This is a genomic window from Pseudoroseicyclus tamaricis (assembly GCF_012070395.1).
Classification (GTDB): Bacteria; Pseudomonadota; Alphaproteobacteria; order Rhodobacterales; family Rhodobacteraceae; genus Pseudoroseicyclus_A; species Pseudoroseicyclus_A tamaricis.
Map to the genome: position 1 here is coordinate 152073 of NZ_JAAFYS010000004.1, position 25356 is coordinate 177428.

Below are 25356 nucleotides of genomic sequence, written 5' to 3' on the forward strand. Positions count from 1 at the left end.
TTTACGCGGCGGGCGGAACAAGAAAACGAGAGCCGCCTGGGCGGGCTTTCGGGGCGAAATCGCACAATTATTGCACAATCTGGCGGCAAAGACGCTTTTTTGAGCGGAATGAAAACTGTGCGCACCGAGACTCAGGGTGCTCAACATTTCCTCCGGATGCGGTTATGCTCGCCGCAAAAGACGGCCCAGAAGGCCGGGATCCCCCCGAGACGAGCAGCTCAAGGGCAACCGATGGCAAACAATTCGAAGCGGCCGCCGCTGGTGGCCGACCGGCGCTATCCGGGCAAGAGCGCGGAGAAGAAGGCCGAACGCGGCAGGCAGGGCGGCAAGCCCGGGCCCAAGGCCGCGAGCAGTTCCGGCGGCGGCCGGAAGGGCCGCGCGCCCAAGGCCGCGCGCCAGGCGCCGCGCCGGCGGCGCGGGCCGGTCGGCTGGGTTCTCGGCTTTTTCGCTTTCATCGGCCGCCTGCTCTGGGGTGTCGGCTGGCGCGTCGGCGTGGCCTTCGGCCTCTTCCTCGGCGGCGCCGTGCTCATCTACGCCGCCGGCCTGCCGGACGTGGACGAGCTGGTCGACGGCCGCGCCCGCGGCTCCGTCACGCTGACGGATCGCGACGGCGCCACCTACGCGTGGCGGGGCGAGCAATACGGCGGCATGATCACTGCCGACACCGTCTCCCGCCACCTCAAGAACGCGGTGGTGGCGACGGAAGACCGGCGCTTCTACCGCCACTTCGGCATCTCGCCCCGCGGCATGCTCGGCGCCGTGCGCATCAACATGAGCGAGGGGCGTGGCCCACTGGAGGGGCATGGCGGCTCCACCATCACCCAGCAGACGGCCAAGCTGCTCTGCCTCGGCCGGCCCTTCGACCCGGCGGAATGGGAGAGCGAGGCCGAGTACGAGGCCGATTGCCGCCGCACCACGCTGTGGCGCAAGGCGGTGGAGGCCGTCTACGCGATGGCGATGGAGGCGAAGTACACCAAGGACGAGATCCTCACCATCTACCTCAACCGCGCCTATCTCGGCGCCGGCGCCCGCGGCTTCGAGGCCGCCGCTCAGCTCTACTTCGGCCATTCCGCGGCGGAGGTGACGCCGGCGGAGGGGGCGATGCTTGCCGGCCTCCTCAAGGCGCCCTCCTCCTACGCCCCCACCAACTCGCTCACCCGTGCGCAGGATCGCGCCAACCTCGTCGTCGGCCTGATGGAGGAGCAGGGGTACCTCTCGCAGAGCGCCGCCGCCGAGGCGCGCGCCAACCCAGCCACCCTCAGCCAGGCGGCGGCGGAGCAGCGGGGCGGCTACTTCGCCGACTGGGTGATGGATTCGGGGCCCGAGTTCTTCACCCGGGACACGACGGAGGACGTGATCATCCGCACCACGCTGGAGCCGCGAATCCAGCGGGCGGCGGAGGATGCGATCACCACGATCTTCGAGACCAAGGTCGCCGACAGCTCCAACGCGCAGGCGGCCATTGTGGTGATGAGCGCGGACGGCGCCGTGCGCGCCATGGTCGGCGGGCGGGATGTCGGCGCCTCCTTCGCCTTCAACCGCGCCACGCAGGCGCTGCGGCAGACCGGCTCCACCTTCAAGCCGTTCAGCTACGCGGCGGCGCTCGATCTCGGCGCCTCGCCGATGGACATGATCGAGGACACGCCGATCACCATCGACGTCCCCGGCTCCGGCCCGTGGAGCCCGTCGAACTACGACCACGAGTTCGAGGGCTCCATCACGCTGCTGCAGGCCCTGCGGGAGAGCCGCAACGTGCCGGCCGTGCGCGTCGCCATGCGCGCGGGGCTGGAGAACGTGCGCCTCGTCGCCCACGGCTTCGGGATCGACCGCGATCTCGCCGACGGCCCGGCGCTGGCGCTCGGAGCCTCGGAGGCGACGCTGCTGGAGATGACGGGCGCCTATGCCGGCATCCTCAACGGCGGCTCCTCGGTGACGCCCTACGGCATCGTCGATCTGCGCTTCCAGGGGAACCCCGAGCCCCTGATGACCACCCGCTCCGGCATCGGCGAGCGGGTGATCCGCGAATCCGCCGCCCGGCAGCTCACCTACATGATGCACGACGTGGTCGAGAACGGCACCGGCGGCCGCGCCCGCGTCGACGGCTGGGAGCTGGCGGGCAAGACAGGCACCACCTCGGCGGCGCGCGACGCGTGGTTCATCGGCTTCTCCGCCGATTACGTGGTGGGGGTCTGGATGGGCTACGATGACAACACGCCGCTCACCGGCGTCACCGGTTCCGGCCTGCCGGCGGAGATCTGGCACGAGGCCATGGCCCGCATCCTCGCCCCGCTGACACCGACGCCCCTGCCGATGGACGCCCCCATCGCCGCGCGCGACCAGTCCGCCGCGGCGGTGGAAGGCACGCTGGACAACATCCTCGGCGGCGGCGGCAGCAACGCGGCGGCGCCCGCCAACCCCGGCGCGACCGCCTCCAGCGACAATGCCGGCTTCGCCCCGGCGACGCCGGCGCCGCAGGAAAGCTCCGGCTCCATCCGCGACGCGCTCAACGCGATCCTCGGCGGCGGCTGACCCGCCGCCGGGGGCCGTCGTTCCCTCTCGCCCTGCGGTTGCGCCACGCCGGAAATGGCGGAAATCCCCACCGCCCGTGCACGGGCCGGCGCTTGTCCGACTCGGGCTGGCCGTGCGACCGTCACCGGGAATACCGGAGGGTCCCCATGTCGCGCCTGTTGTCTGCCCTGTGCCTCGTTCTCGCCGCCCTCCTCCCCCTGGCCAGCCCCGCGCAGGAGGCGATGCCCGAGCGGCACCCGGCCATCTCGCGCAATGTGGATTTCTACGGCGCCGACCTGCAGCAGATCTTCGACACCACGCTCGATGCCTGCCAGGCGGCCTGCCTCGATAACGGCCTCTGCCAGGCCTTCACCTTCAACACGCGCAACAATTCCTGCTTCCTCAAGGGCGGCGTGACCAGCCAGACGCCCTACGAGGGCGCCATCTCGGCCGACATCGTCGCGGCCACGCCCGATGCCCTCCTCCGCGCCGAGACCCGCGCCGCCGATCTCTTCTTCCTCGATGCCGGCACGCTGGCGGCGGCGCGGGAGCTGGCGCTGATGATCGGCCGCCACCACGCGGCCGACGGGCTCACCGCGGCCGAGCTCCTCTCCGCCGCAGATGCCCAGCCTGCCGGCCTCGCGCGCTGGCGGCTGACGGGGGCGGCGCTCTCCCTCAGCGACCGGGCGGATCTCTGGATGGCCTACGGCAACCTCGCCCGCACGCTGGACGACGGCGAACCGGCGCAGGTGGAGACGGCCCGCGGCCGCGCCGTGCCCGCCCTCGTCAACGCCTACCTCCGCGCCGGATCGCCCGAGCTGCAGGCGACGATCCTCTCCGATCTCGCCGCCGCGCTGGAAGAAGCGAGCCGGGGGCAGGAGATGATTCCCGCCCTCCGCCTCGCCCAGAGCATCCAGCCGCGGCGCGACACCGAGGCGGCGCTGGAGCGCGCCATCGGCCTCTACGGCTTCCGCATCGTGAACACGGATGTGGAGAGTGACAGCGCCCGCCCCCGCATCTGCGCCGAGTTCTCCGAAGATCTCGTGCAGGCCGGCGTCGATTACGCGCCCTACGTCCAGCTGCCCGACCAGTCCCTGACGGTGGAGGTGGACGGCCGGCAGCTCTGCGTCGACGGCGTGACCCACGGCAGCCGCTACCGGCTGATCTTCCGCCCCGGCCTGCCCGCCGCCTCGGGCGAGGAGCTGCCCTCCCCGGTGGAGATCGCCCAGTACGTGCGCGACCGCTCCCCCGGCGTGCACTTCCCCTCGCGCGCCTACGTGCTGCCGGCGAGGGGCGACGTGGCCCTGCCGGTAGAGAGCGTGAACCTCGATGGCATCGACCTGACGCTCTACGCGGTGTCGGATCGCAACATCATCCGCGCCATGCAGGAGGATGTCTTCTCCTCCACCCTCCCCCCGTGGACGCGCGACTACTTCGCCGACGAGATCGGGACGGAAATCTGGGAGGGCACGGCAGAGCTGGAGGCGCCGCTCAACGAGGATGTCACCACCCGCCTGCCGATGGACGAGGCGCTGGAAGGGCGAAACGCCGGCCTCTATGTCCTCACCGCCGCCGTGCCGGGGGCGGACCCCTATGACGAGCCGCCCGCCGCGCAATGGTTCATCCTCTCCGATCTCGGCATCACCACGATGGAAGGGGCGGACGGGCTGACCGTCGCCATCCGCTCGCTCGGCACGGCCCGGCCGGTGGAGGGGGCGGAGGTGGAGCTGCTCTCCCGCGCCAATGCCGTGCTGGGCACGGCGGTGACTGGGCCGCGGGGTTTCGCCACCTTCGACGCCGGCCTCGTGCGCGGCCTCGGGGCCGCGGCGCCCGGGCTGGTCACAGTGCGCTCCGGCGAGGCGGACATGGCCTTCCTGTCGCTGACGGACCCGGCCTTCGACCTCTCCGACCGGGGCGTCGAGGGGCGCGAGGCGGCCGGGCCGATCGACGTGTTCCTCACCACCGATCGCGGCGCGTACCATGCCGGGGAGACGATCTGGGCCACGGCCCTGATGCGCGCAGGCGAGGTGGAGGCCCTGCCCGGCGTGCCGCTGACGGCGATCCTCTACCGCCCCGACGGCGTGGAATACGCCCGCCAGACCAGCGCCGATGGCGTCCTCGGCGGCCATGTCTTCGCCCTGCCGGTGGCGGAGACCGCCCCCCGCGGCACGTGGCGGATCGAGATGAAGACGGACATGGAGACGCCGCCGCTGGCCACCACCACCGTGCTGGTGGAGGATTTCCTGCCCGAGCGCCTCGATTTCGACCTGTCGCTGCCGGAGGTCATCGCCCTCGGCGACGTTCCCCGCCTCGCCCTGCAGGCCGACTACCTCTTCGGCGCCCCCGCCGCCGCCCTGCCGGTGGAGGGCGAGCTGGTGCTGCGCGCCCGACGGCAGATCGACGCCTATCCCGGCTACCGCTTCGGCCTTTACGACGCGCCGGTCGAGCCGCGCGCAGCCAGCTTCGGCGGCGAGGAGACGGCGGCGGACGGCGCGGCTGACATCGCGCTGGCCCTGCCTGAGGCCTCCGGCCTCTCCCAGCCCCTGGAGCTGACCGTTAAGGCCCGCGTGGCGGAGCTCTCCGGCCGCCCGGTGGAGCGGCGCACCAGCACGACCGTCCTGCCTGATCAGCCGATGATCGGCATCCGCCCCGCCTTCGGCGACGAGGTGATCGCCGAGAACAGCGCCGCCGCCTTCTCCCTCATCGCGCTCGCGCCGGACCTCTCGCCGCAGCGGATGGACGTCCAGTGGACGGTCAACCGCGTCGAGACCCGCTACCAATGGTACCGACTCGCCGGCGCGTGGAACTGGGAGCCGGTGACCACCCGCACCCGCGTCGCCCAAGGCGAGGCCACGCTCGGCGCCGAGCCGGTGGAGGTCTCGGCCGATGTCGACTGGGGGCAGTACGAGATCGTCGTCGAGCGCCATGGCGGCGCCTATGTCGCGTCGTCGGTGGAGTTCTACGCCGGCTGGTACGTCCCCGAGGGCGCCGCCGACACGCCCGACGTGCTGGACGCCTCGCTGGATGCCGAGAGCTACGCCCCCGGCGACACCGCCACCTTGCGCATCGTGCCCCGCTTCGCCGGCACGGCGCTCGTCACCGTGCTGACGAACCGCGTCGTCCATATCGAGGCGGTCGAGGTCTCCGAAGGGGAGAACCTGATACCGCTGGAGGTGACGGAGGAATGGGGCGCCGGCGCCTATGTCTCCGCCTCCGTCCTGCGGCCCATGGATGTGGAGGCCGGCCACAACCCCGCTCGCGCCCTAGGCATCGCCTATGCGCAGGTGGCGCCGGGCGAGCGCCAGCTCTCCGTCAGCCTCGATGTGCCGGAGGAGGTGCGCCCCCGCGAGCGCCTGACCACCGGCATCGAGATCGCCGGCCTCGCGCCGGGCGAGGAGGTCTATGTCACCCTCGCCGCGGTGGATGTCGGCATCCTCAACCTGACCGCCTTCGAGGCGCCCGACCCGTCGGAACATTACTTCGGCCAGCGCCGCCTCGGGGTGGAGATCCGTGACCTCTACGGCCGGCTGATCGACGGGCTGCAGGGCGCGATGGGCACCGTCCGCTCCGGCGGTGACGGCGCCGCCGCGATGGCCGCCGAGGCGCCGCCGCCCACCGAGGAGCTGGTCGCCCTCTTCGCCGGCCCCGTGCGCGTCGGCCCAGATGGCCGGGCGGAGATCGGCTTCGAGCTGCCGGCCTTCAATGGCACGGTGAAGCTGATGGCGGTCGCGTGGAGCGCCACGGGCGTCGGGCAGGCGAGCGAGGATGTCGTCGTGCGCGACCCCGTTGTCCTCTCCGCGACCCTCCCCCGCTTCCTCGCCCCCGGCGACACGTCGCGGCTGCTGCTGGAGCTGACCCATGCCGACGGGCCGACCGGCGCGGCCGAGGTGGAGATCGCCGCCAGAGGCGTCACGCTCGACGCCCCCGCAACGCTGACGGCGGAGCTGGAGGAGGGCGGGCGCTGGGTGCGTGCCCTCGGCATCACCGCCGGTGACGCCGGCGTCGCGGAGATCGACATCCGCATCACCACGCCCGGCGGCGAGGTGCTGGAGAAGTCCCTCCGGCTCGGCATCGAGGTCAATGACCCCGAGGTCATGCGCATCTCCCGCTTCGATCTCGGCCCGGGGGAGACGTTCACTTTCAACGACCAGGTCTTCGCCGGCTTCCTCCCCGGCACCGGCGAGGCGACCCTCTCCGTCGGCCCGCTGGCGCGCTTCGACGCGCCCGGCCTCCTCGCCGCGCTCGACCGCTACCCCTACGGCTGCACCGAGCAGATCGCCGCCACGGCGCTGCCGCTGCTCTACCTCTCCGACGTCGCCGAGGCGATGGAGCTGGCGAGCGCGCCGCAGGTGGCCGCCCGCGTCAACGACGCCATCCGCGAGGTGCTTGGCAACCAGGCCGCGAACGGCGCCTTCGGCCTCTGGGGGCCCTACTCGGGCGACCTCTGGCTCGATGCCTTCGTGACCGACTTCCTCTCCCGCGCGCGGCAGGCCGGCTACGCCGTGCCCGACCTCGCCTTCGAGCGGGCGATGGACAACCTGCGCAACCGGGTGAACTACGCGCCTGACTTCGAGGAGGGCGGGCAGGAGATCGCCTATGCGCTGATGGTCCTCGCCCGCGAGGGCGCCGCGGCGGTGGGAGACCTGCGCTACTTCGCCGACGAGCGCGCCGCGGCCTTCACGACGCCCATGGCCGCCGCCCAGCTCGGCGCGGCGCTCGCCTTCTACGGCGATCAGCGCCGGGCCGATGCGATGGTCGCCCGCGCGCAGGGACTGATCGAGACGCTGCCGCCGGAGCCCGATTCCTCCGTCTGGCGCATCGACTACGGCACCCAGCGGCGCGACATCGCCGCCGTGCTGGCGCTGGCCGTGGAGGCCGGCAGCTACGCGGTGGACCGGGCGGGACTCTCCCGCCGTCTCTCCGCCGCGCTGGCCGCCGGCGAGCCCTCGACGCAGGAGGCGGCATGGTCCCTCCTCGCCGCCGACGCGCTGATCGACGACCTGCGCGAGACGGGGGTGACGGTGAACGGCGCCCCGCCGGACGGCCCCGTGGTGCGCCTGCGCGAGCAGAGCGCGGGGGCGGCGCCGGTGGAGGTCACCAATGGCGGGGAGGCGACGGAGCTGACGGTCACCGCCTTCGGCGTCCCCGAGGTGCCGGAGGCGGCGGGCGGCAACGGCTATGCCATCCAGCGGGCCTACTACACGATGGAGGGCGCGCCGGTGGAGCTCACCTCCGTCGCCGCCGGCACGCGGCTCGTGACGGTGCTGACCGTCACGCCCTTCGGCCGGCAGGAGGCGCGGCTGATGGTGGAGGACCCGCTGCCCGCGGGCTTCGAGATCGACAACCCGAACCTCCTCGCGGCGGGCGACATCTCGGCGCTGGACTGGCTCGACCCGGCCTATGCCGAGAGCGCCCAGTTCCGAGCCGACCGCTTCCTCGCCGCCGTCGACTGGCGCTCCGACGGGCCCTTCCGCCTCGCCTACATCGCCCGCGCCGTCTCCCCCGGCAGCTACCACCACCCTGCGGCCCACGTGGAAGACATGTACCGCCCGCAGATGCGTGCCCGGACGGATCCGGGACAGGTGGTGGTGACAGAGTGAGGAGGCGGCGCCGGAAGCCGGAATTCGCGCGAATTCCGAAGACGAATTCCGCGCGGAATTCGTCTGCTTCGGCGGTGGGGCTCGTCGCCCTGGCCGCCCTCCTCTGGCTGGCCGCCTTCGGGCACGACCGGGTCTCCGCCTGGATCGCGGCGACCGACCTGCCGCCGCTGGCCGTCACCCACTCCCCCGAGGTGGTCGACCGCGAGGGCCGGCTCCTGCGCGCCTACACCGTGGCCGACGGGCGGTGGCGGCTGGCGGTGAGCCTCGACGCGGTGGACCCGGACTACATCGAGATGCTCATCCGCTACGAGGACAAGCGCTTCCGCGAGCATGGCGGCGTGGACGCCGTCGCGATGGCCCGCGTGGCGTGGCAAGCGCTCCGCTACCAGCGCTTCGTCGCCGGCGGCTCGACGCTGACAATGCAGGTCGCCCGCCTGCTGGAGGACGGCCCGACCGGCACGCTGGACGGCAAGCTGAGGCAGATCCGCGTGGCGCTGGCGCTGGAACAGCGGCTGAGCAAGGACGAGATCCTGCAGATCTACCTCGGCCGCGCCCCCTTCGGCGGCAATATCGAGGGCGTGCGCGCGGCCTCCTACGCGTGGTTCGGCAAGCCGCCGCACCGGCTGACGGCGGCGGAATCGGCCCTGCTCGTCGCACTGCCGCAATCGCCGGAGGGCCGCCGCCCCGACCGTCACCCCGAGGCCGCCCGCGCCGCCCGCGACCGGGTGCTGGCGCGCATGGACGGCGCCGGCGTCATCACCGAGGAGGCCCGGCTGGCAGCGATGACGGAGCCGAGCCCCACCGGCCGCCGCGCCTTCCCCCTCCTCGCCGCGCATCTGGCGGATCGCGCCCGCGCCGCCGACCCGCTGGCGGAGGTGATCCAGACGACGCTCGACGCCGGCCTACAAGTGCGGATCGAGTCGCTCGCCGCCCGCGCCGCGCGAGAGGCGGGCCAGCGCCAGCAGGTCGCCATCGTGGTGGCCGATCACCGCACGGGGGAGATCCTCGCCTCCGTCGGCTCGGCCGGCTACTCGGCGGACAGCCGCGAGGGCTTCCTCGACATGACGCGCGCGCCCCGCTCCCCCGGCTCGACGCTCAAGCCGCTGATCTACGGCCTCGCCTTCGACCGGGGGCTGGCGCATCCGGAGACGATCCTCTCCGACCGCCCGATGGATTTCGCCGGCTACCGCCCGCAGAACTTCGACGGCCTGTTCCGGGGTGACATCCGCGCCCGGGAGGCGCTGCAGCTCTCGCTCAACCTGCCCGCCGTGGCGCTGCTGGACGCGATGGGTCCGCAGCACCTCTACTCCGCGCTGCTGCGCGCCGGCGCCTCGCCGCAGCTCCCCGACGCGCAGGCCCCCGGGCTGGCCATCGCGCTCGGCGGGCTGGGGCTGTCGCTGACGGATCTGACGGCGGTCTACGCGGCGCTGGCGCATGGCGGGACGCGGGTGGACCTGCGGTTCACCCCCGGCCCGACGCCCGGCTTCCGCCCGACGAAGCTGATGGGCCGCGCCGCCGCATGGCAGGTGGCCGACATCCTGTCGGAGACGCCCCGCCCCCTAGGCATCCGCGAGGCGGAGGTCGCCTACAAGACGGGCACCTCCTACGGCCACCGCGACGCGCTGTCGGTCGGCTTCGACGGGGCACATGTCGTGGCGGTCTGGATGGGGCGGGCGGATGGCACGCCGGTGCCCGGCGTCTTCGGCGGGGCCGAGGCGGCGCCGGTGATGTTCGCCGCCTTCGAGCGCATCGAGGGCCGCCGGGTGCCCCTGCCCCCGCCGCCGCCGGAGACGCTGATCCTCGCCGGGGCGGCCTTGCCGGCGCCGCTCCAGCGCTTCGCCCCGGCGGGAGCGGCGGCGGAGGACCCGGGGCCGCGAATCGCCTTCCCGCCCGACGGCGCCCTGGTGGAGGGCGACGCGCTGGTCGCCCGCGTCTCCGACGGGGCGGGGCCGTTCACGTGGCTGGCGAACGGCGCCGTGGTGGCGCAAAGCCACCGGCGGGACGTGCCGCTGGCGCTGGGCGCCGGCTTCTCCTCGCTGACGGTGATCGACGCGGAGGGGCGGTCGGCCTCGGCGCATGTGGAGATGCGGTAGAGGGTGGGGGAGGCGGTGGGGTGGACCCCCGCCCTGCGGGTCGCCAAGGCGGTCCCGCCGCCGCTTTTTTCCCTCCCGCGGAATCAAAGCCGTGGGCCGCCGCGCGACCGCCGGCCCGTCCCCACGGGCCGGCGTGAGAGGGCGGCGCATATGGCGGGCTAGGGATGGTGGGTTGGAAACCCACCCTACGGGGCTCGCTCAGGGCAAGGGCTCTGGGAGGCGCGGCCTCCGCTCATTTCCCCGCGCGGAATCAAGCCGCAGGCGCCGCGCGAGCGCCGGCCCGTCCCGGCGGGCTGGCGCTCTGCCTGAGCTTGGTGCTCAGCTGTGGGCGGGGAGGGGCTTGGCTGGCATAAAGTGCGCGGCAGCGCTGTTGCTGCGCCATCCCACGGGCCGGCGTGCGAGGTCAGGGCCCGGCTGAGAGCGGCGCCTGCCCCGACCGGGCCCTCAGCGAAACCCGAGGGCAACCCCAGCTGCAGGCGTGCCGGGCTGAAGCCCGGCTTACATGCCGCCCTCCACCCTCCGGCCACCGCTCCGACCTGCCCCCATTCCCGCTCCCACGCCGCCTTTCCGCTTGGAACGCGGCGCCGGCATGCACATATAGGGGCAAACCCGATTTCGTGAGGGAGCCAGACATGCTGGGCATGGGCGACAGCCAGAAACCCGCCACCGACAGCGTCGTTGTCGAGGGGACGGACGAGAACTTCATTGCCGAGGTCATCGAGGCCTCGCAGCAGCAGCCGGTCATCGTCGACTTCTGGGCGACGTGGTGCGGCCCCTGCCGCCAGCTCGGACCGGCCATCGAGGCCGCCGTCGCCAAGACCAAAGGCAAGGTGAAGCTCGTCAAGATCGACGTCGACAAGCACCCCGGCTACGCCGGCCAGCTGCGTGTCCAGTCCATCCCCACCGTCTATGCCTTCTTCCAGGGCCAGCCGGTCGACGGCTTCCAGGGTGCGCTGCCGCCCAGCCAGGTGGACGAGTTCGTCTCCAAGCTCGCCGCCATGGCCGGCGACGGGGCGGAGGATGACGGCGGCCTCGAGGAGGCCCTCGCCGCCGCCGAGCAGATGCTCGAGCAGGGCGCCGTCACCGACGCGGCGGAGACCTTCTCCGCCATCCTCGGCGAGGCGCCGGAGAACGCCGCCGCCTATGGCGGACTGATCCGCTGCCACGTCGCCCTCGGCCAGATCGACCAGGCGGAGGCCGTCCTCAACGGCGCCCCCGCCGCCATCCACGCCGCGCCGGAGATCGAGGCCGCCCGCGCCCAGATCGCCCTCGCCCGCCAGGCGGAGAATGCCGGCCCCGTCGCCGACCTCCGCGCCAAAGTTGAGGCCGACCCGACCGACCACCAGGCCCGGCTCGACCTCGCCACCGCCCTCCATGCCTCCGGGCAGACGCAGGAGGCGGTCGACCAGCTGCTGGAGCTCTTCCGCCGCGACCGGGAGTGGAACGACGGCGCTGCCAAGACGCAGCTCCTCACCATCTTCGAGGCGCTCTCCCCGAAGGACCCGGTGGTGCTGACGGGGCGGCGGCGGCTCTCCTCCATGATCTTTGCCTGATCGCCGGGGCGCGCTAGCTTGGCTGCCATGAGCCGCACCGCAGACCTGCCCGAGACCATCGCCCTCTTCCCCTTGCCGGGGGCGGTGCTCCTCCCCCGCGCCCGCCTGCCGCTGCAGATCTTCGAGCCGCGCTACCTCGCGATGATGGATGACGTCCTGAAGACGCCGGAGCGGCTGATCGGGATGATCCAGCCCACGCGCGACGACAGCGGGCTGCACAGCGTCGGCTGCGCCGGCCGCGTCACCAGCTTCAACGAGACTGATGACGGCCGCTACATGATCACCCTCATGGGCCGCTCGCGCTTTCGTCTCGTGGAGGAGGTGGAGGGCTTCACGCCCTACCGCCGCGCCAAGGTCGACTGGGCGGAGTTCCGCGCCGATCGCGGCCCGGCGGAGACCGATGCCGCGCTCGACCGCACGGCCTTCCTCGGCCTGCTCAAGCGCTTCTTCGATTCCGAGGGACTCTCGACGGACTGGGATGCGCTGGAGGCGGCGGAGGACGAGATCATGATCAACGCCCTCTCGATGCTCTGCCCCTTCGAGCCGGAGGACAAGCAGGCCCTCCTCGAAGCGCCGGCCCTGACCAAGCGCCGGGAGGTGCTCGAGGCGCTGATCGAGTATTCCCTCCGCGGCGGCCATGGCGAGGAGCGGATGCAGTGACCGGCGAGGGGCCGAAGGACGCACCGGAGAAAGACGAGGCACCGCTCGCAGACGGGGCGCCCGGACCGGGCGACGCGCCGGAGCTGCCCCCCGAGGCCACGCCCGCCGATGCGCCGGAGGGCGCGGCCGCCCGCCGCCCCGCCGCCTTCGACCCGCGGATGCTGGAGGCGCTGGTCTGCCCCGAGACGCGCGGCCCGCTGACCTACGACAAGTCCCGGCAGGAGCTGATCTCCCACGCCATCGGCCTCGCCTACCCGATCCGCAGCGGCATCCCCGTGATGCTCACCGAAGAGGCGCGCAATCTGAAGGAAGATTGACGGCAGGGGCCGCCCCTCACGCCCTGAGCCAGCCCTCCGCGAAGCGCACCTCCTCCAGCCCGGCGAAGCGGCAAAGCCGCTCCAGCTCCGCCATGAAGGCCGCCTGCCGGCCCCTGCCCCAGCGCACGCCCGGCTCGGGCCAGAGGGCGCGGACCTCCAGCGCCCCCTCCGCCGCTCCGGGCTTCTCGCGGCTGGCCTTCATGTCCACCCGGCCGACCAGCCGCTCGCCCTGCAGGAGCGGGAAGACGTAGTAGCCCCATTGCCGCTTCTCGGCCGGCACGAAGATCTCGATCCGGTAGAAGAAGCCGAAGAGCCGCTCCGCCCGCGCCCTGTCCCGCAGCATCGGATCGAAGGGGGAGAGGGCGCGCATCCGCCCGCCCGCCTCCGGCAGCGCCGCCGCCTCCTCCGAGAGGCCGGGGAAGGCGATGGAGCGGCGCAGGCGTCCGTCGGCCTGTTCCACCGCGATCTCCTCCACCTCGCCCCGGCCCAGCGCGCCGGCGACCCAGCGTTTCGCGTCCTCCGGCGGCACCATCCGCTTGCCCCAGAAACCGGCCAGCTCGCCGGAGGTGGCGAAGCCCAGCCGCGCCAGCGCCTCCCGACAGGCCCAGTCGAGGCTCTCCTCGCCGCTCGGCCGGGGGGAGAGATGCTCCGGTGGGATCACGCGCTCGGTGAGGTCGTAGACCTTCCGGAAGTTGTCACGCCGGGCGACGGTAATCTCGCCCGTGTGCCAAAGCCATTCCAGCGCCGCCTTGGAGGGATGCCATTCCCACCAGCCGCCGGGGCCGCCCCTCGGCTCCTCCGGCGCAAGCTCGCCGGAGGTGATGGGGCCGCGGGCGACATGGGCGCGCACGTCATCCAACTGGTCGAGGAAGCCCTCTCCCTGCCAGCGCGTCCACTTCTCCCGCATCCCGGCCTCGAAGCGGGCGAAGACGTGGCGCCAGTGTGGGAAGAACTCCACGGGGATGACGGCGGCGTCATGCGTCCAGTGCTCGAAGAGCGCCCGCTCGCGGCTCATCAGCCGGCCCAGCGCCGGGGGCCGGTAGGCGCCCATGCGGGAGAAGAGGATCAGGTCATGCGCCCGGGCGAGCGTGTTGACGCTGTCGAGCTGTACGAAGCCGAGCCGCCCGATCAGCGCCCGGAGGTCCGCCCCCCGCCCCGAGCCCCCGGGCGGCGCCAGCAGCAGGTGCCGCGCCATGAACAGACGCCGGGCGAGCGGGTTGGACAGGACGGGCAGGCTCATGGCGCCACGCTAGCGGGGGCAGGGGGTGAAGGGAACGACTGGTGGGGGGTGGGGCCGGTCTGACGCCGGCGCTTGGGGGCGGGGCCCGCGTTAGCTGAGCGTGAGCCGGTGCATGGCGAGCCGGTGCATGGCGAGGGGCGAGAGCGGACCCCGTAGGGTGGGGTTCCACCCCACCTTCCCCCGCATCCAAGCAGGGTGAGACATCCGCCCCATGCCGCCTTCCAAAAGCGCAACCCTCGCACGCCGGCCCGTGGGATGGCGCTGCAACGGTCCCGCTGCACGCTTTATGCCGGCCAATCCCCTCCCCGCCCTGAGCGAAGCCCCAAGCCCAGCCAGAGCGCCAGCCCGCCGGGACGGGCCGGCGCTCGCGCGGCGGCCTGCGGCCTTGATTCCGCGCGGGGGAAGGAGCGGCGGCGGGGGCTCCGGAGCCCTCGTTCCGAGCGGGTCTCGTAGGGTGGGTTTCCAACCCACCATCCTTGGCCCGCGATATGCACCAACCTCGCACGCCGGCCCGTGGGGCGGCGCTCCAACGGCTGAGCAATGCGCTTTATGCCCGCCAAGCCCCTCCTCGCTCACCGCGAAGCACTCAGCCCCACCAGAGCGCCAGCCCGCGGGGACGGGCCGGCGCTCGCGCGGCGGCCTGCGGCCTTGATTCCGCGCGAGGGGAAGCAGCGGCGGCGTCCGAGCAGGGCCCCACGGCGCCATCGCCCCCCGCCCCGGGGAAGCCGCTCCCACCGCCCGATCCCCTCCACCAGCACCGCCGAACTGGACAGATGCCCCCCGAGCGCCTATCTCGGCGGGCCATGGCCAAGGACAGCGACAACTACAAGGTGATCTCCGAGAACCGCCGCGCGCGGTTCGATTACGCCATCGAGGATGACCTCGAGGTCGGCATCGTGCTGACCGGCTCGGAGGTCAAATCCCTGCGCGTCGGCCAGTCCAACATCGCCGAGAGCTATGCCTCTGTGGAAAACGGCGAGCTGTGGCTCACCAACAGCTACATCGCCCCCTACGAGCCGGCGAAGACCTGGGGCCACGAGCCGCGCCGCAAGCGCAAGCTGCTGGCCTCGCGGCGGGAAATCTCGCGGCTGTGGAACGGCACCGAGCGCGAGGGGATGACCGTCGTCCCCCTCGTCCTCTACTTCAACCACCGCGGCATCGTGAAGATGAAGGTGGCGCTGGCCAAGGGCAAGAAGACCGTCGACAAGCGCGAGACGCAGGCCAAGCGCGACTGGAACCGCCAGAAACAGCGGCTTCTGAAGGAGCACGGGTAGGCGCTCGCCGCGCCGTGTCCTCCCGTGTGCGGCGGCGGCCCCGGGCCCCGTTGCCAGCGGCGGGACGGCTCTGCTATCCGTCCGCCCCATGTGGGTGCTCCTTCTGTTCGAGGCGCTGGCAGGGTTGCTGGCGGGCCTGTTCATCGCGCTGATCGTGCTGCGCTTTCGCATGCTCCTGACAGCCGGCGCGCTCGGCGGCCTGCTGGCCGGACACATCTGGGAGGCGACGCGCCCCACCGGCCTCATCGACACCGCCGGCGTCAGCCCGACGCTCGACCTGTCGCTGCCCGGCCTGATGCCGCACCTGCTCGCCGGGGCGGCGGGCGGCTTCGCCCTCGCCGGCCTCATCGCCCTCGGCATGGGCCGCCGCCGCCGCCCCTCGCGAGAGAGCTGACGCCGCCCACCGGACGCCGATGTCCGCGCGGACATCGGATCGGACGTCGCGCGACCTCCGTCCAAGTCCGGCCCCTTGCGCCCCCGCCGCCACCTTGCCACCTCACCGGCCTCGGGCTAGGGGATGGGCGGAAGGAGCAGGCCATGGATGATCCGAAGGTTCTGGTCTCGACAGCCTGGCTGGACGAGGCGCTGGGCGACCCCGAGCTGCGGGTGCTCGACGCCTCCTGGTACCTGCCCGACATGGGCCGTGACGCCGCCGCCGAATATGCCGAGGCGCATATCCCCGGCGCCCGCTTCTTCGATATCGACGCCAACTCCGACCCGCGCTCCGACCTGCCGCACATGGCCCCGCCGGAGGAGGTCTTCTCCTCCCGCCTGCGCGCCATGGGGCTCGGCGACGGGCAGCGCATCGTCGTCTACGACGGCGCGGGGATCTTCTCCGCCCCGCGCGTCTGGTGGCTGCTCTCCCACATGGGCAACTTCCGCTCCGTCGCCGTGCTCGACGGCGGCCTGCCCAAGTGGCGCGCCGAGGGGCGGCCGCTGACGGCGGAGCTGCCGCAGCTGCGCGAGCGGCACGTCACCGCCACCCGCCGGGCGGAGATGGTGCGCGACGTCACCGAGGTCGCCCGCGCCGTGAAGCTCGGCGACGCCCAGATCGTCGATGCCCGTCCGCCGGCGCGCTTTCGCGGCGAGGCGGCGGAGCCGCGCCCCGGCCTGCGCGCCGGGCACATCCCCGGCAGCCGCAACCTCTTCTTCAGGGACCTGCTGGCCGAGGACGGCACCCTGAAGCCGGAGCCGGAGCTGCGCGCCCTCTTCGCCGGCGCGGGGGTCGACCTCGATCGCCCCGTCATCACCAGCTGCGGCTCGGGCGTGACGGCGGCGGTGCTCAGCCTCGCCCTCTCCCGGCTCGGCAAGCAAGATCACGCGCTCTACGACGGCTCATGGGCCGAGTGGGGCATGGAAAGCGACCTGGCGGTCGCCACCGGAGAGGCCTGATGCTGGAAACCCTGAGCGAACCCGCGCCCGACAAGATCCTGGCGCTGATGGCGGCCTACCGCGCCGACGAGCGCGCCGAGAAGATCGACCTCGGCGTCGGCGTCTACAAGAACGCCGAGGGCGCGACGCCCGTCATGCGCGCCGTGAAGGAAGCCGAAGCCCGCCTTCAGGAAAGCCAGCAGACGAAGAGCTACACCGGCCTCGCCGGCGATCCGGCCTATGCCGACGCCATGATTGGCCTGATCCTCGGCGAGGGCGCCCCCCGGGGCCGACTCGCCGCCGTCGCCACGCCCGGCGGCACCGGCGCCGTGCGGCAGGCGTTCGAGCTGATCCGCATGGCCTCCCCCAATGCCACCATCTGGTACAGCGAGCCGACGTGGCCCAACCACGTCTCCATCCTGAAGTACCTCCAGATCCCGGCGAAGCCCTACCGTTACTTCGACAGCGAGACGGGCGAGGTGGACGTGCCCGGCATGCTGGCGGCGCTGGAGGGCGTGGCCCCCGGCGATGTCGTCCTGCTGCACGGCTGCTGCCACAACCCGACGGGCGCCAACCTGACCGGGGAGGACTGGGACAAGGTCGTCGCGCTGCTGAACGACAAGGGCGCCCTCCCGATGGTCGACCTCGCCTACCAGGGCTTCGGCGACGGGCTGGAGGCGGACGCCACCGGCGTGCGCCGCATCGTCGCCGGCTGCCCGGAGGCGCTGATCGCTGCCTCCTGCTCGAAGAACTTCGGCATCTATCGCGAGCGGGCCGGCCTGCTCGTCGCGCTGGCGAAGACCGAGAGCGAGGCGAAGCTGGCGCAGGGCAACCTCGCCTTCCTCAACCGTCAGAACTACTCCTTCCCGCCCGATCACGGCGCCCGCGTGGTGACGGAGATCCTGACGGATGCCGAGCTGCGTGCCGACTGGCAGGAGGAGCTGGAGGAGATGCGCGAGGGGATGCTCGCCCTCCGCCAGCAGCTCGCCGACGAGCTGCGGCGGCTGACCAACTCCGACCGGTTCGATTTCGTCGCCCGCCACCGCGGCATGTTCTCCCGCCTTGGCCTGACGCCGGAGGAGGTGGAGCAGCTGCGCGCCGAGCACGCCGTCTACATGGTGGGCGACAGCCGCATCAACATCGCCGGGCTCAATGCGCGCACGGTGCCGGTGCTGGCGCAGGCCATCGCGCAGGTGATCTGAGCGGGGCGGGAGGCCGGCGGAGGGGCAGGTGGCCGGGGGCCGCATTGCCCTCCCCCCGGCCTTCGGCTAGCGCTGGCCCATGCTCGCCGTCTTCCTGCAGACCCTGCCGTTCTTCGCCATCATCGGCCTCGGCTACGGGGCGGGAAAGGTTGGCTTCTTCACGGCGGAGGCGACGGCCTACCTGACGAAGTTCGTCTTCTACTTCGCCCTCTCGGCGATGATCCTGCGCTTCACCGTCACGCTCGGCTTCGGGGAGATCTTCTCCTGGCCCTTCGTGCTCGCCTACCTCTCCGCCACGCTGGCCGGCTACCTGATCGTCACAGCAGTCGCCCTCGCCCGCGGGCGGGGCATGGCGGAGGCGGCGGTGGAGGCGCAGACGGGCGTGATCGGCAATACCGGCTTCCTCGGCCTGCCGATGCTGGGCCTGCTCATCGGTGAGGCGGCAATCGGCCCGGCCCTGCTGGTGCTGTCGGTCGACCTCATCGTCTTCTCCTCGCTCTTCACCGTTCTTATGACGCTCTCGCGTGGCGGGCGGTTTGGGCTGGCGCTGCTCTGGCGGGTGCTGCGCGGGCTGGTGGAGAACCCGATGATCGTCTCGCTCGCCGTCGGCCTCACCGTCGCGGCGCTCGACCTGCCGGTGCCGGAGCCGGTGATGTCCCTCCTCACCCTCCTTGGCGCCGCCGCCACGCCCGGCGCGCTCTTCGCCATCGGCGCCTCTCTGGCGACGAAGAGCGCCGAGCGGCTGGGGGTGGCGGCCTGGCTGACCTCCGTCAAGCTGGTGCTGCACCCGGCGCTGGTGGCGGGGGCGGCGCTCTTCCTCTTCAACGTCGATCCGTTCGCGGCCAGCGTCATGATCGCCGCCGCGGCGCTGCCGGTGGCCGGCAATGTCTACATGCTGGCGCAGGTCTACGGCGTGGCGCCGCAGCGGGTCTCTGCCGCCATCCTCTTGTCAACGACGGCCGCCATCGTCACGTTCCCGCTGGTAATTGCGCAGGTGACAGGAGGATGAGCATGGAGACGGTCAGCGAGAAGCGGTGCTTCGAGGGCACGCAAGGGGTCTACCGGCATGCCAGCCGCGCGACGGGAACGGAGATGACCTTCGGCCTCTACCTGCCCCCCGGCCCCGGCCCGCACCCGGTGCTGTGGTTCCTCGCCGGGCTCACCTGCACGCATGAGAACGCCATGGTGAAGGCCGCCGCGCAGCTCCACGCCGCCGAGGCCGGGCTGGCGCTCGTCTTCCCCGATACCTCGCCGCGGGGCGAGGGCGTGGCGGATGACGAGGCCTTCGACATGGGCCAGGGCGCCGGCTTCTACGTCGACGCGACGGAAGAGCCCTGGGCGCCCCACTTCAAGATGTGGAGCTACATCGCCGACGAGCTGCCGGAGTTGCTCTCCGCCGAATTCCCGCTGGAGATGGGCCGGCAGGGCATCACCGGGCATTCCATGGGCGGCCACGGCGCGCTGACGCTGGGGATGGGGCTGAAGGGGCGCTTCGCCTCCCTCTCCGCCTTCGCGCCGATCTGCCAGCCGACACAGAGCGACTGGGGCCGCAAGCAGTTCACCGGCTACCTCGGGGCAGACGAGAGCAAGTGGCTCGCCCACGACGCGACCCACCTGATGGAGACGGAGGGCTTCGAAGGCGAGGTGCTGGTGGATACCGGCGCGGCGGACGAATGGGGCGAAGGGCTGCTCCGCTCCAGCGCCCTCGGCGGGGCGATGGCGAAGCGCGGCCAGCCCGGCGCCTTCCGGATGCAGGCCGGCTACGACCATTCCTACTTCTTCGTGCAGAGCTTCATCGGCGAGCATATCGCCTTCCACGCCGAGCACCTGTGGTGATCGGGCGATGATCTATGTCGATGCCGATGCCTGCCCGGTGCGGGCGGAGGCGGAGCGGGTGGCGCTGCGCCACGGTCTGAAGATGTTCGTGGTCTCCAACGGCGGCATCCGCCCGTCGCGCGAGCCGCTGGTGGAGAATGTGATCGTCACCGAGGGGCCCGACGTCGCCGACATGTGGATCGCCGAGCGCGCCGGCGCGGGCGACGTGGTCGTGACCTCCGACATCCCTCTGGCGGCGCGGGCGGTGGAGGCGGGCGCGCTGGTGGTGAAGCCCGACGGCGAGCAGCTCACGGCGCGCAATGTCGGCCAGGCCCTCGCCGCGCGCGACCTGATGACGGACCTGCGCGCCGCCGACCCCTTCCGCCAGGGCGGCGGCCGCCCCTTCTCCAAGCGCGACCGCTCGCGCTTCCTCGACGCGCTGGAACGCGCGGTGCGGGCGGCGGCTCAGGGTTAGGCGGGCTTCTCTCCCGCGGCTCCTGCCGAGCCGTTCCCCCGCCCGGAGTCAAGCCGCAGGCGCCGGGCGAGCGCCTGCCCGTCCCGGCGGGCTGGCGCTCTGGGTGGGGCTTGGTGCTCAGCAGTGGGCGGGGAGGGGTGTCCCAGGCATAAATCAAGGAGCGACGCCGTGGCAGCGCCACCCCACGGGCAGGCGCTCGCCCGGCGCTCGAACCGGGATGCGAGGTGGAGAGGGGGCGGTGGGTTGGAAACCCACCCTACGGGGACGGCGCAGCGTGCGGGTCGGGTGACCTGAACCCCAGTCGCCCGCCCCACCTTTCATCTGGCCAGAAATACCTCGGGGGGCTCCGGGGGGCTGGCCCCCCGGCCTTCCCTCTCACTCCGCGCCGTCGGCTTTGGGCATCGTCCCGCCCAGCACCCGCACCTCGCGCTGCGGGAACGGGATGGAGATGCCGTTCTCCTGGAAGGCGTCCCAGAGCGCCAGGTAGACGTTGCCGCGGATGTTCGTCAGCCCGCCGGTCGGGTCGTTGATCCAGAACCTCAGGATGTAGTCGATCGAGGAATCGCCGAAGCCGGTGATGTGGCAGACGGGCGGGCGCTCAGAGAGGACCCGGGAGACGTTCTGCGCCGCGTCGATGGCGATGCGGCGGACCTTGTGGGGGTCGTCGCCGTAGGCGGTGCCGAAGTGGATGTCGAGGCGGACATACTGGTCGGAATGGCTCCAGTTGACGACCTGACCGGTGATCAGGTCCTCGTTGGGGATCAGGTATTCCTTGCCGTCCCGCGTGGTGATCGAGACGTAGCGGGCGCCGAGCATGTTGATCCAGCCGAAGGTCTCGCCGAGGGAGATGACGTCGCCGGGCTTGATCGACCGGTCGAGCAGCAGGATCACGCCGGAGACGAGGTTGGAGACGACCTTCTGCAGGCCGAAGCCGAGCCCCACGCCGATGGCCCCGGAGAGGACGGCGAGGCCGGTGAGATCCACGCCGACCGCGCGCAGGCCGATGAAGAAGGCGGCGGCGAAGAGCAGCACCTGCGCCAGCTTGACCATGAGCACGCGCAGGCTCGGGCTGAGATCCTCGTTGCGCTGGATCCGGTCCGACAGGATGCGGCTGACGAAGCGGGCGGCGGCGAAGAGCGCGCCGATGATGACGGCGGCCTGCAGGATCATCCAGAGCGACAGCCGCGCCTCGCCCAGCTCGAAGGAGAGCGAGGAGAGCAGCAGCCGCACCTCCTCCGTCAGGCCGAGGATGGAGAGCGTCACCCAGGCCCAGGCCCCCGCCCGCACCAGCCCGCGCAGGAAGCCGTTGGGGATCAGGCGGGAGAGGAGGGCGATCAGCAGCCAGGCCGTCGCCAGCTCCGCCATGATGGCGAGGAGGTAGGAGCGCGAGGGCCATGTGACGGCGCGCATCGCCCAGACGGTGAGCCAGATCAGCGGCACGAAGAGGATCAGGCGCAGCCGCTTGTGGAAGGTCAGCAGCCAGCGCATCTGCCACATCCGCAGCCCCTGCCGGCGCTTCAGCCAGTCGCGGTAGCGGGGGCCGAGGAGGCCGGCGAGCAGGTGGGCGGCGATGGCGAGAACCAGCGCGATGGCGATCTGGTAGACGTTCCACTCGCGCAGGAGCGACAGGGCGAACAGCCGGGCGTCGCCCCAGACGCCCTGGATGATGCCAAACATGTCTGCGAACGCGCCGCCTTCCATCCGCCGAGACTGCCGGGGAACGCGGGTGGAGGGAAGAGCCCGCGGGAGCGCCGCTGCCCTGGCCCGCTCCCCGCCCGCCCACCCCGCGTGCCAGGGCAGCGGCGGGCATCGGGGGCGACGGGCGGGAGGGATGGAGGGTGCGGGACCGGGGGGCCAGCCCCCCGGAGCCCCCCGAGGGTATTTCCGGCCAGATGAAACAGGCGGGTCAGTGGCGGGTGGGTGGAGCAAGGGTGGGCAAGGGAGGGGTGGGGCCGTGAGCGGTAACGCTGCAGCGGCTCTCTTGTGAGACTCGCGGGGCAGGTATATGTGCGCGCCATGACAGAGGTTTTCGACATGGACGATCGCGCGCGCCTGCCCTGGCGCTTCTTCGGCGCGACCCGGTCGATTCTTGCGCGCGCCTGAGCGGCCGCTCGCCCCCGTTTCCCGCGCCCCCGCCGGCGCGTCCCCATGACGCCTATCCGCAAGGGAGAGACCGCATGTCCCCCAAGACGCTCTACGACAAGATCTGGGATGCCCACCTCGTTCAGGAAGACGAGGACGGCACCAGCCTGATCTACATCGACCGTCACCTCGTCCACGAGGTCACCAGCCCGCAGGCCTTCGAGGGGCTGCGCCTGACCGGCCGCACCGTCCGCGCGCCCGACAAGACCATCGCCGTGCCGGACCACAACGTGCCCACCACCGAGGACCGGGTGAACGGCATCACCAACCCCGAGAGCCGCATTCAGGTGGAGGCGCTCGACAAGAACGCCAAGGACTTCGGCATCCATTACTACCCGGTCAGCGATGTCCGGCAGGGGATCGTGCACATCATCGGGCCGGAGAACGGCTGGACGCTGCCCGGCATGACCATTGTCTGCGGCGACAGCCACACCGCCACGCACGGCGCCTTCGGCTCGCTGGCGCACGGGATCGGCACGAGCGAGGTCGAGCATGTGCTCGCCACGCAGACGCTGATCCAGAAGAAGTCCAAGAACATGAAGGTGGAGATCACGGGGCAGCTCTCCCCCGGCGTCACCGCCAAGGACATCGTGCTGACGATCATCGGCCGCACCGGCACCGCCGGCGGCACCGGCTACGTGATCGAGTATTGCGGCGAGGCCATCCGCGCCCTGTCGATGGAAGGGCGGATGACGATCTGCAACATGGCCATCGAGGGCGGCGCCCGCGCCGGCCTGATCGCGCCCGACCAGACGACATTCGACTACATCAAGGGCCGCGAGCACGCGCCGAAGGCGGAGGACTGGGATGCCGCCGTCGCGTGGTGGCAGAGCCTGCGCTCCGACGACGACGCCCATTGGGACAAGGTGGTGACGATCAAGGGCGAGGAGATCGCCCCCGTCGTCACCTGGGGCACCAGCCCCGAGGATGTCCTGCCCATCACCGCCGAGGTGCCCTCCCCCGAGGCCTTCAAGGGCGGCAAGGTCGGCGCCGCGAAGCGGAGCCTCGAATACATGGGCCTGCAGCCCGGGCAGAAGCTGACGGATGTCGAGATCGACACGGTCTTCATCGGCTCCTGCACCAACGGGCGGATCGAGGATCTGCGCGCCGCGGCCGCCGTGCTGAAGGGCCACAAGGTCAAGCCCGGACTCCGGGCGATGGTCGTCCCCGGCTCCGGCCTCGTGCGCAAGCAGGCCGAGGAAGAGGGGTTGGCGGAGATCTTCACCGAGGCCGGCTTCGAATGGCGCATGGCCGGCTGCTCGATGTGCCTGGCGATGAACCCCGACCAACTGTCGGTGGGGGAGCGCTGCGCCTCCACCTCCAACCGCAACTTCGAGGGCCGTCAGGGCCGCGGCGGACGCACGCACCTGATGAGCCCGCAGATGGCGGCGGCGGCAGCGATCACCGGCCGGCTGACGGACGTGCGCGAGATGCTCTCGCCCGAGCCGGAGCCGGCGTGATGAAGAGCTGGCTGATCCTCGTCATCATCGGCGTGGTCTTTGCGCTGGGCGGCCTCGTCGCCCTCGCCAACCCCTTCGCCGCCTCGATCGCGGCGACGACCATCGTCGGTTTCGTCTTCCTCTTCGGGGGCGTGGTGGGGCTCTGGATGGCCTTCTCCGACAAGGAGGACAGGCACCGGGTGTGGCACGGGGTGGTCGCCATCGCGGCGATCATCGCCGGCGTCTTCCTCGTGGCGGACCCGCTGAGCGGGATGATCTCCCTCACGCTGATGCTGGGGCTGCTCTTCTTCGTTCTCGGCGTCGCGCGGATCATCGTCGCGCTGTCGATGCGGGGGAGCCCGTATCTCTGGGTGATGATCCTCTCGGGCGCGCTCTCCATCCTCATCGGCGTGCTCGTCTTCATCGATTTCGAGACGGCCGCGGGGACGCTCCTCGGCCTCCTGCTCGGCGTCGAGCTGCTCGTCGAGGCCGCCGCCTTCATCACGATGGGCTTCGCGGCCCGCCGCAACTGACAGTCAGGACCGATCCATGGAAAAGTTCACCCAACTGAGCGGCATCGCCGCGCCGCTGCCTCTGGTCAACGTCGACACCGACATGATCATCCCCAAGCAGTTCCTGAAGACCATCCATCGCACCGGGCTCGGCAAGAACCTGTTCGACGAGATGCGCTATGACGACAAGGGCAACGAGATCCCCGATTTCGTGCTCAACCAGCCGGCCTACCGGGAAGCGCAGATCCTCGTCACCGGGGACAACTTCGGCTGCGGCTCGAGCCGCGAGCATGCGCCCTGGGCGCTGGAGGATTTCGGCATCCGCTGCGTGATCGCCACCAGCTTCGCCGACATCTTCTTCAACAACTGCTTCAAGAACGGCATCCTGCCCATCGCCCTGCCCGAGGCGGAGCGGGACATGGTGATGACCGACGCCGAGAAGGGCGCCAATGCCCGCATCGAGGTGGATCTGGTGTCGCAGACGATCACGCTTTCCGACGGCACCACGATCAATTTCGACGTCGACCCGTTCCGCAAGCACTGCCTGCTCAACGGGCTCGACGATATCGGCCTGACGATGGAGAAGGTCGACGCCATCGCCGCCTTCGAGACGCAGGCGAGCAGCAGCCGCCCCTGGGTCTGACACCCCTCCCGCCGGCTGGCCCCGCGGGCTGGCCGACGGCACGCTGAGAGCGGCTGCTTGGGTGCAGCCGATGCGGCAGAAGAGAGGCAGGCGCAGGGCGCGTGCCACATTCTCGCCGCTATGTTTGGGCCGCCGACCGATTCTGGTTTCCAGACCGTAGATCATGACGCGGGCGGCTGCTTCGGCTAGCCGCCTTGTGGCCACCGGCCACGCCCCCACAATATGTCGATTTTCCTGAGAGTTCCGGCCTCAGAAGACCACCGAAGGTTGCAGGTGGGCACCAGTTTTGCCCCAAAAAAGCCCCGCCTGTCCGCAAGCTTTAACGCGGCATTGTTGCGCAGGCGGAATAACGGCAGAAACATGGCACAATTGAGGCAACCCGGAGTTCTCCGGCCTCCATGGCCGGTCGATGACCGCGGCGTGAATTCGCGGCGCTCCGGATCGAAGGCAGGTCACTCATGCTGACACGACTGGCGGGAGCCATTCTCCGGGCCGTGCTCGTCCTTCTCGTT

Annotated in this window: 18 protein-coding genes; 16 read left to right on the plus strand and 2 right to left on the minus strand. The window is 71.5% G+C overall.

The annotated features are described in order from the left end of the window. The first annotated feature begins 231 nt into the window (after positions 1-231). From GY170_RS16570 to GY170_RS16595, 6 genes are all read left to right on the plus strand, one after another. Positions 232-2529: a transglycosylase domain-containing protein gene (locus GY170_RS16570; protein ID WP_163895682.1), complete on the plus strand. Its 2298-nt coding sequence runs from the start codon at positions 232-234 to the stop codon at positions 2527-2529. A gap of 146 nt (positions 2530-2675) precedes the next feature. Further along, positions 2676-8108: an alpha-2-macroglobulin family protein gene (locus tag GY170_RS16575; protein ID WP_163895684.1), complete on the plus strand. Its 5433-nt coding sequence runs from the start codon at positions 2676-2678 to the stop codon at positions 8106-8108. A gap of 74 nt (positions 8109-8182) precedes the next feature. Next, positions 8183-10201 carry a penicillin-binding protein 1C gene (gene pbpC, locus GY170_RS16580; RefSeq protein WP_163895686.1) on the plus strand — a complete coding sequence of 673 codons (2019 nt, stop codon included), beginning with the start codon at positions 8183-8185 and terminating at the stop codon, positions 10199-10201. 632 nt (positions 10202-10833) lie between these two features. After that, a complete protein-coding gene (locus GY170_RS16585) occupies positions 10834-11754 on the plus strand; it encodes a thioredoxin family protein (RefSeq protein WP_163895687.1) in 921 nt (306 codons plus the stop codon). A gap of 27 nt (positions 11755-11781) precedes the next feature. Next, positions 11782-12414 (plus strand): LON peptidase substrate-binding domain-containing protein, encoded by a 633-nt coding sequence (locus tag GY170_RS16590; protein WP_163895689.1) that lies wholly within the window; start codon positions 11782-11784, stop codon positions 12412-12414. A gap of 158 nt (positions 12415-12572) precedes the next feature. Next, the gene (locus GY170_RS16595) at positions 12573-12731 is read left to right on the plus strand and encodes a Trm112 family protein (protein ID WP_163896299.1); all 159 of its coding nucleotides are present in this window, start codon (positions 12573-12575) and stop codon (positions 12729-12731) included. Between the two features lie 16 nt (positions 12732-12747). On the opposite strand, the gene GY170_RS16600 is transcribed toward GY170_RS16595, so the two are convergent. After that, entirely contained in the window at positions 12748-13971 is a 1224-nt protein-coding gene (locus tag GY170_RS16600) for a winged helix-turn-helix domain-containing protein (RefSeq protein WP_163895691.1), read from the minus strand. An 803-nt stretch (positions 13972-14774) separates the two neighbouring features. Between GY170_RS16600 and smpB the strand changes: the two genes are divergently transcribed. From smpB to GY170_RS16635, 7 genes are all read left to right on the plus strand, one after another. After that, on the plus strand, positions 14775-15245 hold the full coding sequence (smpB, locus tag GY170_RS16605; RefSeq protein WP_163895693.1) for an SsrA-binding protein SmpB: 471 nt from the start codon (positions 14775-14777) through the stop codon (positions 15243-15245). 88 nt (positions 15246-15333) lie between these two features. Further along, complete coding sequence (locus GY170_RS16610; protein WP_163895695.1) at positions 15334-15639, plus strand: hypothetical protein; 306 nt, start codon at positions 15334-15336, stop codon at positions 15637-15639. 143 nt (positions 15640-15782) lie between these two features. Continuing rightward, on the plus strand, positions 15783-16637 hold the full coding sequence (gene sseA, locus GY170_RS16615) for a 3-mercaptopyruvate sulfurtransferase (protein ID WP_163895697.1): 855 nt from the start codon (positions 15783-15785) through the stop codon (positions 16635-16637). After that, positions 16637-17818, plus strand: a complete 1182-nt coding sequence (locus tag GY170_RS16620) for an amino acid aminotransferase (protein ID WP_163895699.1) — start codon at positions 16637-16639, stop codon at positions 17816-17818. Before sseA ends, GY170_RS16620 begins: the two co-directional genes overlap by 1 nt. A 79-nt stretch (positions 17819-17897) precedes the next feature. Further along, entirely contained in the window at positions 17898-18827 is a 930-nt protein-coding gene (locus GY170_RS16625) for an AEC family transporter (protein WP_163895701.1), read from the plus strand. A gap of 2 nt (positions 18828-18829) precedes the next feature. Next, positions 18830-19654: an S-formylglutathione hydrolase gene (gene fghA / locus GY170_RS16630; RefSeq protein WP_163895703.1), complete on the plus strand. Its 825-nt coding sequence runs from the start codon at positions 18830-18832 to the stop codon at positions 19652-19654. Positions 19655-19661: 7 nt separating this feature from the next. Further along, a complete protein-coding gene (locus GY170_RS16635) occupies positions 19662-20108 on the plus strand; it encodes a YaiI/YqxD family protein (protein WP_163895705.1) in 447 nt (148 codons plus the stop codon). 375 nt (positions 20109-20483) lie between these two features. On the opposite strand, the gene GY170_RS16640 is transcribed toward GY170_RS16635, so the two are convergent. Further along, positions 20484-21785: a mechanosensitive ion channel family protein gene (locus GY170_RS16640; RefSeq protein WP_235924234.1), complete on the minus strand. Its 1302-nt coding sequence runs from the start codon at positions 21783-21785 to the stop codon at positions 20484-20486. Positions 21786-22285: 500 nt separating this feature from the next. Here GY170_RS16640 and leuC point away from each other — a divergent pair, with 500 nt between their 5' ends. From leuC to leuD, 3 genes are read left to right on the plus strand one after another with little or no spacing between them, the layout of a single operon-like run. Beyond that, a complete protein-coding gene (leuC, locus tag GY170_RS16645; RefSeq protein ID WP_163895709.1) occupies positions 22286-23710 on the plus strand; it encodes a 3-isopropylmalate dehydratase large subunit in 1425 nt (474 codons plus the stop codon). Beyond that, positions 23710-24222, plus strand: coding sequence for an HdeD family acid-resistance protein (locus tag GY170_RS16650; RefSeq protein WP_163895710.1), 513 nt, complete (start codon positions 23710-23712; stop codon positions 24220-24222). Before leuC ends, GY170_RS16650 begins: the two co-directional genes overlap by 1 nt. A gap of 16 nt (positions 24223-24238) precedes the next feature. Then, the gene (gene leuD, locus GY170_RS16655) at positions 24239-24844 is read left to right on the plus strand and encodes a 3-isopropylmalate dehydratase small subunit (RefSeq protein ID WP_163895712.1); all 606 of its coding nucleotides are present in this window, start codon (positions 24239-24241) and stop codon (positions 24842-24844) included. Positions 24845-25356 lie beyond the last annotated feature (512 nt).